The sequence below is a fragment of the Actinoplanes cyaneus genome, assembly GCF_016862095.1.
In the GTDB taxonomy this organism is placed as follows: domain Bacteria; phylum Actinomycetota; class Actinomycetes; order Mycobacteriales; family Micromonosporaceae; genus Actinoplanes; species Actinoplanes cyaneus.
Window position 1 is genome coordinate 14568 of sequence record NZ_BOMH01000020.1, and the last position, 11395, is coordinate 25962.

An 11395-nucleotide genomic window follows, 5' to 3' on the forward strand; every position below is an offset into this window, starting at 1 on the left:
CCGGTCGACCGGGCGCTGTTAGGGTCGCCCGTTGTGAGCGACAACAGCGCCCGGATCATCGGTGGCCGGACCTACGACTTCTCCCGCCAGGTCGTCGTGATGGCGATCATCAACCGGACACCGGACTCGTTCCACGACCGGGGCCGGACGTTCGCGCTGGAGAAGGCGACCGAGGCCGTCCGGCACGCGGCCTCCGAGGGCGCCGACTGGATCGACATCGGCGGGGTGCCGTTCGCGCCCGGGCCGGAAGTCTCCGCGGCCGAGGAGCTGGACCGCGTCCTGCCGGTCGTCGAAGCGGCCCGCGACCTGGCCGTCGTCTCCGTCGACACGTTCCGCCCGGAGGTCGCCGCCGAGGTGATCAGGCACGGCGCCGGGGTTGTCAACGACACGTCCGGCCTGCGCGACCCGGCCATGGCCGACGTGGTCGCCGGCACCGACGCCCAGCTGGTCATCTGCCACAGCCTGGCCGCGCCGCGCACCCACTACCCGAGCCCCCGCTACCAGGACGTCACGCTCGAGGTGGCCGCGTTCCTGCGGGAGAAGGTCGCGCTCGCGCTCTCCCGCGGCGTGCGACCGGATCAGATCATCATCGATCCCGGTCACGACCTGAACAAGAACACGCTGCACTCGCTCGAGCTGACCCGCCGGCTCGACGAGATCGCGGCCATCGGTTACCCGATGCTGGCGGCGCTCAGCAACAAGGACTTCATCGGGGAGACCCTCGACCGGCCCCAGCAGGAACGGCTCGCCGGCACCCTGGCCACCGTCGTCTTCAGCATCCTGCGCGGGGCGCGGATCATGCGCGTGCACGACGTTCGCGCCGCGTACGACGCTGTCCGGATGACGGAGGCGATGCTGGGCTGGCGCGAGCCCGCCTACCTCAAACACAACATCTGAGACCTTCCCGCGTACGGGCGGTGCGGCGCGACCGGCAGGGTCGGCGCGTGGATGACCGGTAACCGGCACAGCACCGTGCGGACCAGCTGGAACGCCGGCCCGCACGCGGCAGGTCCCCCTCGGTGGCGTGGCGGTCAGGCGCGGCGCGGGAGGGCCAGCGCGACCACCGCCCCGACGGCGATCACCGCAGCCCCGGTCAGCACGGCCGGACGCGTACCGTCGATGAAGGAATCGAAGCTCGTGAACCCGCCGAGCGAGCTGAAGATCGACGACAGCGCCGCCACGCCAGCCGCCACCCCGAACTCCCGGATGGTGTTGTTCGTGCCCGACGCCACGCCCTGGGAATCCTGGTCCACGCTGGCCAGGACCATCGTGCTGACCGGCGCGAAGGTCAGGCCCATGCCGATCCCGGCGAGCGCGAACGCCCCGATCAGCGAGGTGTAGGAAGCGGTCACCGACAGCCCGAGCGCCATCCACAGCAGGCCGCCCGCCAGGAAGACCTGACCGGCGAAGATCAGGTTCCGCTGACCGATCCGCCCCGCGAACAGACCGGCGAGCGGTGCCACGATCATCGGTGCCGCGGTCCACGGCAGCGTCCGCAGGCCGGCCTGCAACGGGCTCAGCCCCTGCACCACCTGGAAGAACTGGGCGAGCAGGAACACCGACCCGAAAGCACCCGCCGAGAACGTCAGCGTCACCACGTTGACCAGGCTGAACCCGCGGCTGCGGAACAGTCGCAGCGGCAGCATCGGCGCACTGTTGCGCGCCTGCCAGAAGACGAACCCGGCGAGCATCACGACCGCGGCGCCGAGCATGACCGGCACCCGCCCGGAGGTCCAGCCGCGGTCCGGCCCGTCGACGACACCCCAGACGAGCAGCAGCATCCCGCCGGCGGAGAGGACCAGGCCGATCGGGTCGAGCCTGCGCCCGTCCCCACGGCTCTCGTCGAGCACCGTCGCCGCCAGCACCACCGCGACCACGCCGACCGGCACGTTCAGCCAGAAGATCCACGACCAGTGCAGTCCGTCGACGACCGCGCCGCCGACCACCGGGCCGACCGCCACCCCCAGCCCGGTGATCCCGCCCCAGATGCCGACCGCCGCGTTCCGGAAGTTGGCCGGCACCGCTCTGGCCAGCAGGGTCAGCGCCAGCGGGGTGATCGCCGCGCCACCCAGCCCCTGGATCGCCCGGGCCGCCGTGAGCTGCCACGCCTCGGCGCTGAGCGCGGCCGCCGCGGAGGCGAGCGTGAAGATGATGATGCCGCCGATGAACATCCGCCGCCGGCCGAGCCTGTCGCCGAGCGCGGCAGCGGTGAGCAGGAACGCCGCGAACGGCAGCGTGTACGCGTTGACGAACCACTGCAGGTCGGTGATCGACGCGTGCAACTCCGTGCGGATCACCGGCAGCGCCGTGCTGACCACCAGGTTGTCCAGCGAAACCATGAACGTCGGGATGCCGACGGCGGCGAGGACGGCCGCGATCGGCCGGGTCCGCCTGACCGGTGCGCCGGTCTTTTCCAGAGCGAGAGTTGTCACGGCTCCCCCGTAAGTTGTTATCGACTGATAACTAAGGACGGTAAGCATCAACTGATAACCTGTCAACATGACTCGGAGCCGCCTCACCGCATCGGAGCGCCAGGAGCAGATCGTCCAGGCCGCCCTCATCGCGTTCTCGCAGGGCGGATACGCCGGCACGAGCACCGACCAGGTGGCGCGACTGTCCGGCGTGTCACAGCCGTACGTGATCCGCATCTTCGGCTCGAAGCAGGAGCTCTTCCTGGCCACCCTGCGTTACGCGGGCGAGCGCATCGAGGCCACCTGGCGCGCCGCCGCCGACCGCGAGCCGTCCCTGGCGAGCCTCGGCCTGGCCTACAAGGACCTGCTCGCCGAGCGCGAGCTGCTGGCCGTCCTCCTGCACGGCTACGCCGCCGCCGAGGACCCGGTCGTCGGCGACGCCGTTCGCACCTGTTACGGCCACCTCTACCAGACCGTCTGTGACCTGACCGGCGCCTCCCCGGAGGAGGCCCGCGACTTCTTCGCCATGGGCATGCTGATCACGGTCCTCGGCGCGATGCGCGTCATCGGCCCCGACCCGGTCCCCAGCCAGCCGTGGATGCGTTCACTGCTGAGCACTTTCCCCGACCAAGATCCGTTTCCCGGTACGGAGTAAGCCGGCCCGCGACCGCACTCCGCAGTCCCCGCTCCACTTCCGCCAGCCAGTCCCCACCCGCAGCCACACTCCCCGGCCCACTTCCGCCAGCCAGTCCCCACCCGCAGCCACACTCCGCACCCCTGGTCCACCTCCGCGAGCCAGTCCCGGCTCAAGGCCCAGCCGCGCCCACCCCTCCCGGCTGGTGCTCATGGGCGTTATCCGTCCCGGATAACGCCCATGAGCACCAGCCGGAACCCCCAGCCGCGGCCGCAGCCTGGGTCCGGCAATACCTCGCGTCCGGCCGTCCACGCGACGGCGCGGCGCAGCACGGCCCTTCCCGGCGCGGCGCGGTCCGGCTCGGCGCAGCGCGGCTCGGCGCAGCCCGGCTCGGCGCCCGGCGCCTCGGGTCGGCAGAGCATCGCGTCCGGCCGTCTATGCGACGGGCGGAATGCGACGGGCGGAAACAATTGCGGCGGACTGTTGCACTGGCGCAACATGGCTGCAACGATGACCTTCGATTCCGGGACGCATGGTTACCGCGGGGCTACCGGCTACGTCCGGCCGGCGGGACCCCGCCTCGCGGTCGCCGTCGACCCGGACAGCACCGCCGCCCGCCACCCCGGCGGAGCGAAGACAGCGTGTGCCGGACCTCCGACCGGCACACGCTGTGCGTTTCCAGCCTGCTGAGAGCTCAGGGCATGACGAGGAAGTCCGTGACGAAGCAGGCAACCTCGCCCGACTCGGTGCGGCCCACGTAGGTCGGGTAGTAACCGTCGCCCCAGCCCGACTCGACCATGATCACGTTGGCGCCGGAGTCCTCGTCGACGACCTGGTCGAAGTGGCCCGGCACCGGCTCCTCCGGGAACTCGTCGGGGTCGAACGCCTCCTCGAAGTCCTCCGAGTCCCACTCGGCGAGGATGCGGGACGCGCTGAGATCGGCGAACGCGCCGGCGCCGGTGTCGACGCCGTACCCGAAGAACTCGCCCGGCTCCAGCTGATCCGGCTCGTCGCTGTCGACCAGGGCCAGCTCCCACGACGCGACCGGCTCGTCGCGGACCACCAGTTGCAGGGCGGAGACCCGCCGCTGCCACTCCCGATCCTCCTTCTCCAGCACCGCGACCCAGGCGACGACCTGATAATCCCCCGGCGTCAGGGCGACCGAGAACGGCTCGTCCTCCTCGTCGGTGACGCCCGGGTCGAAGGCGGCCAGCCGACCGGTGGGCAGCTTGAGGGCGCCGAGCGGGTGTGGCTCGACGACGTAGGCCACGTCGTCCTGGACGTGACGGGAACCGGCCTGCAGCAGGCGGTCGAGATCAGGCATGCGGGCAAGGTACCGGACCCGTACGACAGGACCTATCCGATGTGCACCCACACGTCGTCGAGGCTGCCGTGGAACTGATCGTTGTCGGTCCCGCCGCCCTTGCCCCCGACGGTCAGCGGCGCGTCGGTGTCGATCGCGAGCGTGGCCGCCACCGGCACGATGGCCCGCACCACGCCGTCCACCAGGAGGGACAGCGCCGAGCCGGTGCGGCGGCACTCCAGGCTGTGCCAGTTCCCGTCGGCGACCGAGACACGGCTGCGCGCCAGGTGGATCGTGCCGTCGCCGATGCCGCAGCTGGGCTTGCCGGAGATGCCGTCGACCTGCAGCTTGTACTGGCCGCCACCGGTCGAGTAGCCCTTCTGCAGGATGTTCTCGCCGCTGGACGTCTCCGCCGAGGACAGGAGCACTCCCGCGCCGTACCGGATGGGCCGGTTCCCGGGGTTGAGATCGAGGGCCGGCTGGCTCCGCAGGATCAGGCGTGGGCAGGCAGGGCCGGTGCATTTCGCCGGGAACTGCAGCGCCTGGCCGAGGCCATGAGTGATCATCTTCGGCGTGGCGCCGTTGCGCGTGACCGTCCGGAGCAGGTGACCGCGCCCGGAGCCGTCGTCGAAGGTGCCGTCCGTGACCGTGGTGTCGAAGTTGTACGACGCCACGTAGTCCGACCTCAGCTGACCACTTTCGGTCCTCCGGAAAGCGCCGAACTCGGCGTATCGCTTGCGCGGCAACCCGCCGACAGTGGTGAAGTCACCCACCGCGCTGATCGAGGCGAGTTCCGGGCTCGCGGCCAGCGATCGTGTCCCGGCGACCCCGTTGGCCTGCGGCGCCCAGGCGAGCAGGTTGCCCTGCGGGTCGACGGCGGCCAGTTTCCCGCGGGTCACCGAACCGTCGGTGCAACTGCCCTTGACCCCGTTGTTCGTCGTGGTGCAGGCGCTGTCGAAGTGTCCCCCGACGTAGACGGTCCCGCCCAGCACGGTGATCGCCTGCGCGTCGCCGTCGAAGACCCGGGTCCAGCGGATGGCGCCCTCCCTGGTGTACGACACGGCCCGCCCGCCGAGGCCGCCGAGCGCCGCGTACACCCCGTCCGGGGCGGCGGCCAGCGCGAACACCTGCGAGACCGGTCTCGGCACGAACCTGGGGTCGAGCGCGCCGGTGACCGGGTCGACCGCGGACAGGCGCAGGGTCGAGCGGGCCCCGTTCGTCCGGTGGAAGCTTCCGCCCAGGTAGATCCGATCGGGGCCGGACGCGAGCGCGTGCACCGTGTCGTCGGTCGTCGGCGCCCAGGCCTCGAGCTCACCGGTCGCCGTGCTGAACGCGGCAAGGTTGGCCCGCGGCAGCCCGTCCACGGCTGCGATCCGCCCGCCGAGATACACGCGCCCGTGCCCGGTGGCCAGCGCGTTCGGCTGCCCCAGCACGGTGTGCCGCATTGACGTGAGCCAGCCGCCGGCCGCGTCCAGCCCGGCGATCGAGTCCCGGAGCTGACCGTTCACGCGGTCGAAGTCACCGGCCGCGTAAACCGTGTCACCGTCCACGGCGAGAGCGCGCACGTTCGCGTCCGCGCTGGGCCTCCAGTCGAGCAGGGCGCCGGTGAGCGAGTCGAACGCGGCCAGCCGGATGCGCTCCACGGTGCGACCGCCTGCGCTGGCCTTGGTGAAACTGCCACCGACATAGACGGTGCTGCCCCGGTAGGCAACCGCGTAGACCGGGCCGTTGAAGGACGGCGAGGTCACCGGGCTCGGCGAGACGATCTCGGCGAAGGCCGGGCCGCCGGCGGTGGCGAGGACAGTCGCGATGCCGGCGACAAGGACCCTTTTATGGAGATTGGCCACGTTGATAGCTAACTTGTTGGCTGCACAAAGGTGGCGGGGCCACTATGCTGCCGCGTACTGCAATCGAGAAAGGGGAATGCCGTGCCGCTGCGCCGCCGCATCGCCGTGCCCGTCACCCTGCTCGCCGTCGTGGCCCTCGCCGCCGGCTGCGAGATCAAGGTGAACCCCGGCTCGGTCTCCGCGCCGTTCAGCGTCGCGCCGGTGCCCTCCGCCTCGGCCGGTCAGCCGGCGTACGTGTGCACGGCGATCTACAAGATCCTCACCGACGGCGCGGTGAAGGCCGCCGCCTACGCGACCGGCACGGACGACGCCGCCAAGGACGGCCTGCGCCAGACGTTCGGCGAGATGGCCACGCAGGTCACCGCAGCCGGGGCGAAGAGCGAGGCACCCGCGCAGAGGACAGCGGCCGACCTGATCGCCGCCCGGTTGACGGCGGCCAGCACGGCAACCGATCCGAAGGCCTTCCTGAACGGCGAGTTCAGCACGATCAGCCAGAAGATCGACGACACCTGCCCCTGAGGCGCGTTGTGAAGTTCGGCCAGGGCCGCGGCGTGGTCAGGCCTTAGGCTGGACCCATGATCGACAGACGGGTCCGGATCGGGCTCCAGTTGCAGCCGCAGCACATGGACTATGCCACCATCCGCCGCACCGCCGCCGAGGCCGAGGAGGCCGGCGTCGACGTGCTGTTCAACTGGGACCACTTCTTCCCGTTGAGCGGCGAGCCGGACGGCCTGCACTTCGAGTGCTGGACCATGCTTGCCGCGTGGGCCGAGTCCACCTCCCGCGTCGAGATCGGCGCCCTGGTCTCCTGCAACAGCTACCGCAACCCGGAGCTGCTCGCCGACATGGCCCGCACCGTGGACCACATCTCCGAGGGCCGGCTGATCCTCGGTATCGGCTCGGGCTGGTTCGAACGTGACTACACCGAGTACGGCTACGAGTTCGGCACGGCCGGCGGCCGCCTCGACGACCTGGCCACCGCACTCCCGCGCATCGAGTCCCGCTGGGAGAAGCTGAATCCGCCGCCCACCCGCGACATCCCCGTCCTGATCGGCGGCGGCGGTGAGAAGAAGACCCTGCGCCTGACCGCCAAGCACGCCGACATCTGGCACAGCTTCTCCGACCCGGAAACCCTCGAACGCAAACTGGGCATCCTCGGACAGCACTGCGCGGACCTCGGCCGCGACCCCTCCGAGATCGAGATCTCGGTCATGGGCAAGACCGAGAACCGCGACCGGATGTACGAGCTCGGCGCCCGCCTCTTCACCGTCCACACCGGCGGCCCCACGCCCGACCTCACCGAACTCCGCGAGTTCCTCGCCTGGCGCGACAAACTGAACGCGTAGCCCGGCCCACCGCGTGGCGGACCGGCTCAGCATGGACGGCTGAGCCAGTCCCACCGGCATCAGTCGCGCCGGCACACCAAGCACAGCGCCGCGTCCATCCGTGCGGCTGGGCGCCTACTCCTACGGTGCGTTTCTGCAACTGCAGCGGTTCGGCGCCCACCTCGAATGGGTCTGAGCACGGATCGCCCGACGAGCCGTCAGACCACCAGGCTGATGAGCATCACGCAGGCGAAGCCCACCACCGAGATGATCGTCTCCATCACCGACCACGTCTTGATGGTCTGGCCGACGGTCATCCCGAAGTATTCCTTGACCAGCCAGAAGCCGGCGTCGTTGACGTGCGAGAAGAACAGCGACCCGGAGCCGATCGCCAGCACCAGCAGCGACACCGTCGGCTTGTCCAGGGTGGCCGCGAGCGGCGCCACGATGCCGGCCGCGGTGATCGTGGCGACGGTGGCCGAGCCGGTCGCGACCCGGATGCCGACCGCGACGAGGAAGCCGAGCAGCAGCGCGTTGATGTTGGCGTCCTTGGCAGCGTCCGCGATCACGTTGCCGACCCCGGTGTCGACCAGGACCTGCTTGAATCCGCCGCCCGCGGCCACGATGAGCAGGATCGCGGCGATCGGGGGCAGCGATCCGCCGATCACCGAGGACGTCTCGCGGCGGTCGAAGCCGGCCCGGTGACCGAGCGACCACATCGCCAGCAGCACGCCGAAGAGCAGCGCGACGACGGGGGTGCCGAGGACCTCGAGGACCGACCGCGCGCTGTTGCCCTCGGGGAGCGTCAGCTCGGCGACGGCGCGGGCCAGCATCAGCACGATCGGCAGCAGCACGGTGAGCACCGCCGGCCAGAACCCGGGGTTGCGGCGGCGCCCCTCGGCGCTGTCCGGCACACCGTCGCGGTCGTGGTCGGTGATGCCGGCGCTCTCCGCGGATCCGCCGGTGCTGATCGCGACCGCCTCGCGCGACGGGACGGCCACCGGCACGCGCGCGGCGATGAAGTTGCCGAAGAGCGGACCGGCGACGATCACCGTCGGGATCGCGCAGATCAGGCCGAACATCAGGGTCAGGCCGAGGTCGGCGTGCAGGCTGTCGATCGCGACGAGCGGGCCGGGGTGGGGCGGCACCAGACCGTGCAGCACGGAGAGGCCGGCCAGCGCCGGGATCCCGATCCGCAGCAGCCCCACGTCGGTGCGGCGGGCGACCAGCAGCACGATCGGCACGAGCAGCACCACGCCGATCTCGAAGAACAGCGGCAGCCCGACGAGCGCCGCGACCCCGGCCATCGCCCAGGGCAGCGCGGAGCTGGAGACGCCGGTGACGATCCGCTGGACGATCCCGTCCGCGCCGCCGGACTCGGTCAGCAGCGCACCGATCATGGAGCCCAGCGCGATCAGCACGCCGACGCTGCCGACCGTGCTGCCCAGCCCGGTGGTGAACGACGTGACGATCTTGGCGGGGTCGGCGCCGGCGATCAGGCCGAGGGCGGCGGTGCCGAGGATCAGCGCCAGGAACGGATGGAACTTCGCCCAGGCGATCAGCAGCACGACGACCGCGATGCCGAGCACCGCGGCGACGATCAGTTGGGCGGTGCCCGCATCGGTGATGGTCGACATGCCGCGCGCTTACCCATCCTGCCGGGATTTCACGCCTGTTACCGACTGCCGGGCTTCCGGGCGGGGCCTGCGGGTTTCTCCTCCCCGGGCAGCACGACCGCCGTCTCGCCCTGCCTGTCGAGCGCCTTGCGCAACGGCCCGGCGGGCGCCGGGGGCCGGAGCACCTTCTCCAGCGCGCGGCCCACGACGGCCGCCTCCTCGGGCGTCATCAACCCGGTGAAGTGCCGCTGGATGCCGTCCAGGTAGACCGGTGCGGCCTCGCGCAGCCGCTGCCGACCGGCGTCGGTGATGGCGGCGTGTGCGGACCGGCGATCGTCCGGATTCGTCTCCCGGACGGCGAGGCCGGCGGCGACGAGCTGGTCGACCACGCGGCTCACCCGGGTGCGGCTGACCACCGCCCGCTCCCCCAGCTCGCCCATGCTGAGCCGCCCGTCCGGCGCGTGTCGCAGCTCGAGCAGCACGTCGTACCAGGTCAGGGGTAGGCCGCAGGTGGACTGGAGGGTCCGGTCCAGCACCGGCACGACGGCGGCGTGCACCCGGAGCAGCGCGGCCCAGGCGGTGGTGTCGGTGTCGCTCATCACGTCAGCGTACCCAAATCTTGTGCGTGCGCACACACTGGGAGTAGGAATGTGCGTGCGCACACTTCTAATCCATGAGGAGCACACCGTGAAGCTGCTGCACATCGCCGCCTCCCCGCGCGGCGAGCGTTCCGAGTCGCTGGCCCTGGCGAGCACGTTCCTGACCTCGGCGCGCTTGGCGGATCCCGGGCTCGAGACCGCCGAGTGGAACCTCTGGGACGGCTCGCTGCCGCCCTTCGGCCCGGACGCGGCCGCCGCCAAGATGACCGTCTTTGCCGGCGAGGAGCCGACCGGCCCGGCCGCCGACGCCTGGAACGCGGCCACCGACGCGTTCCGCCGCTTCGACTCCGCCGATCTCTACCTGTTCAGCGTGCCGATGTGGAACGCCGGGATCCCGTACATCCTGAAGCAGTTCATCGACGTCGTCAGCCAGCCCGGCCTGGTCTTCGGGTTCGACCCCGAGCAGGGCTATTCCGGGCTGCTGCGGGACAAGAGGGCAGCGGTGATCTACACCAGCGCGGTCTACGGCCCCGGCCGGGCGCCCGCGTTCGGCAGCGACTTCCAGTCCACCTACTTCGCCGACTGGCTCCACTGGGCCGGCGTCCACCACCAGACCGAGATCCACTTCCGGCCGAACCTTGCCACCGCGGACGCCGCGACAGCCCGCTCCCTCGCCCACGAGCAGGCCCGCGAGCAGGGAAAACTCTTCATTCAACCCCAGACCCCATTGCGCGTACGGGGATAGCCCGCCCCCGCCCGCCGGAACCACCGCCCAGCCCCGCCGCGAGCCCGGCTCGGGGCAGGGCCGCACCGCGACGCACGACCCCGGCCGGCACTCACGGCTCCCATCGGGGCCGGGAACAACCGTGAGCACCGGCCGGGCGTCGGGCGCGGGCGGGCGAGGAGTGGCGGCCTGACGACGTACCCCAGCGGGGTCGGGATCGTGAATGTCAGGCGGCGAGGCCTGACTTGACCGTGCGGGTCAGATCGTCACCGAGGACCTCCGGGGCACCGGCGGCGACCGCGTCGAGGGCCAGCCCGGCCACCAGCGCGGGGTCGGTCTTCTGGTCGGCGGGGACGGACGCCGCCATGTCGGTGTCCATGTAGCCGACGTGCAGCCCGGTCACGGTGATGCCCTTCGGCGCCAGTTGCTCGCGGGTCGCGTTGGTGAGCGCCCACGCCGCGGCCTTCGTCGCCGAGTAGGACCCGAGCGGCGCGGGGTGGAACCAGGACAGCACGGAGAGCACGTTGAGCACCGCTCCCCCGCCGTTGCCCTCGATGACCGGGGCGAACGCCTCGGTGACCGCGAGCGGGCCGAAGTAGTTGGTCTCCATCTCGGCGCGGATCAGCGCCAGGTCGCCGCCGAGCAGCGGCTGCCCGGTCGAGGCGCCGGCGTTGTTGATCAGGAGGGTGGCGTCCGCCGCGGTGGCGGCGGCCTCGGCGATCGACTGCGGGTCGGTGACGTCGAGGCGCAGCGGGATCGCGCCGGGCAGGTCGATCGAGGACGGGTTGCGGGCCGCGGCGTAGACCTTGGCGCCGCGTGCGAGCAGCTGGGCGGCGAGGTGACGGCCGAACCCGCGGTTGGCTCCGGTGACGACGGCGACGGCGTTGGTAAGTTCCATGCGTCTTAGATTACGCACGTCATCTAAGATGCGACAAG

11 protein-coding genes are annotated in these 11395 nt (G+C 71.2%); 5 read left to right on the top strand and 6 right to left on the bottom strand.

The window, feature by feature from the left end; genetic code table 11:
- Positions 1-99: 99 nt before the first annotated feature.
- Positions 100-897 (top strand): dihydropteroate synthase, encoded by a 798-nt coding sequence (folP, locus tag Acy02nite_RS14385; RefSeq protein ID WP_425548162.1) that lies wholly within the window; start codon positions 100-102, stop codon positions 895-897.
- 134 nt (positions 898-1031) lie between these two features.
- Here the strand turns inward: folP and Acy02nite_RS14390 are convergent, their stop codons facing one another.
- Positions 1032-2432 carry an MFS transporter gene (locus tag Acy02nite_RS14390; protein ID WP_203740801.1) on the bottom strand — a complete coding sequence of 467 codons (1401 nt, stop codon included), beginning with the start codon at positions 2430-2432 and terminating at the stop codon, positions 1032-1034.
- 67 nt (positions 2433-2499) lie between these two features.
- Here Acy02nite_RS14390 and Acy02nite_RS14395 point away from each other — a divergent pair, with 67 nt between their 5' ends.
- On the top strand, positions 2500-3066 hold the full coding sequence (locus Acy02nite_RS14395; RefSeq protein WP_203740803.1) for a TetR/AcrR family transcriptional regulator: 567 nt from the start codon (positions 2500-2502) through the stop codon (positions 3064-3066).
- A gap of 673 nt (positions 3067-3739) precedes the next feature.
- Here Acy02nite_RS14395 and Acy02nite_RS14400 read toward each other — a convergent pair.
- Together Acy02nite_RS14400 and Acy02nite_RS14405 are read right to left on the bottom strand one after the other, a co-directional pair.
- A complete protein-coding gene (locus Acy02nite_RS14400) occupies positions 3740-4369 on the bottom strand; it encodes a DUF4241 domain-containing protein (RefSeq protein ID WP_203740805.1) in 630 nt (209 codons plus the stop codon).
- A gap of 32 nt (positions 4370-4401) precedes the next feature.
- Positions 4402-6195 carry a LamG-like jellyroll fold domain-containing protein gene (locus Acy02nite_RS14405; RefSeq protein ID WP_239174783.1) on the bottom strand — a complete coding sequence of 598 codons (1794 nt, stop codon included), beginning with the start codon at positions 6193-6195 and terminating at the stop codon, positions 4402-4404.
- 81 nt (positions 6196-6276) lie between these two features.
- Between Acy02nite_RS14405 and Acy02nite_RS14410 the strand changes: the two genes are divergently transcribed.
- Both Acy02nite_RS14410 and Acy02nite_RS14415 read left to right on the top strand, forming a co-directional pair.
- Positions 6277-6714: a hypothetical protein gene (locus Acy02nite_RS14410; protein WP_239174785.1), complete on the top strand. Its 438-nt coding sequence runs from the start codon at positions 6277-6279 to the stop codon at positions 6712-6714.
- 56 nt (positions 6715-6770) lie between these two features.
- Positions 6771-7541 carry an LLM class F420-dependent oxidoreductase gene (locus Acy02nite_RS14415; protein WP_203740806.1) on the top strand — a complete coding sequence of 257 codons (771 nt, stop codon included), beginning with the start codon at positions 6771-6773 and terminating at the stop codon, positions 7539-7541.
- A 197-nt stretch (positions 7542-7738) separates the two neighbouring features.
- Here Acy02nite_RS14415 and Acy02nite_RS14420 read toward each other — a convergent pair whose 3' ends face one another.
- The gene (locus Acy02nite_RS14420) at positions 7739-9157 is read right to left on the bottom strand and encodes a GntP family permease (protein WP_203740808.1); all 1419 of its coding nucleotides are present in this window, start codon (positions 9155-9157) and stop codon (positions 7739-7741) included.
- Between the two features lie 38 nt (positions 9158-9195).
- A complete protein-coding gene (locus Acy02nite_RS14425; protein WP_203740809.1) occupies positions 9196-9735 on the bottom strand; it encodes a MarR family winged helix-turn-helix transcriptional regulator in 540 nt (179 codons plus the stop codon).
- 55 nt (positions 9736-9790) lie between these two features.
- Between Acy02nite_RS14425 and Acy02nite_RS14430 the strand changes: the two genes are divergently transcribed.
- The gene (locus Acy02nite_RS14430; protein ID WP_239174787.1) at positions 9791-10480 is read left to right on the top strand and encodes an FMN-dependent NADH-azoreductase; all 690 of its coding nucleotides are present in this window, start codon (positions 9791-9793) and stop codon (positions 10478-10480) included.
- Positions 10481-10685: 205 nt separating this feature from the next.
- Here Acy02nite_RS14430 and Acy02nite_RS14435 read toward each other — a convergent pair whose 3' ends face one another.
- Entirely contained in the window at positions 10686-11357 is a 672-nt protein-coding gene (locus Acy02nite_RS14435) for an SDR family oxidoreductase (RefSeq protein WP_203740810.1), read from the bottom strand.
- Between the last annotated feature and the right edge of the window lie 38 nt (positions 11358-11395).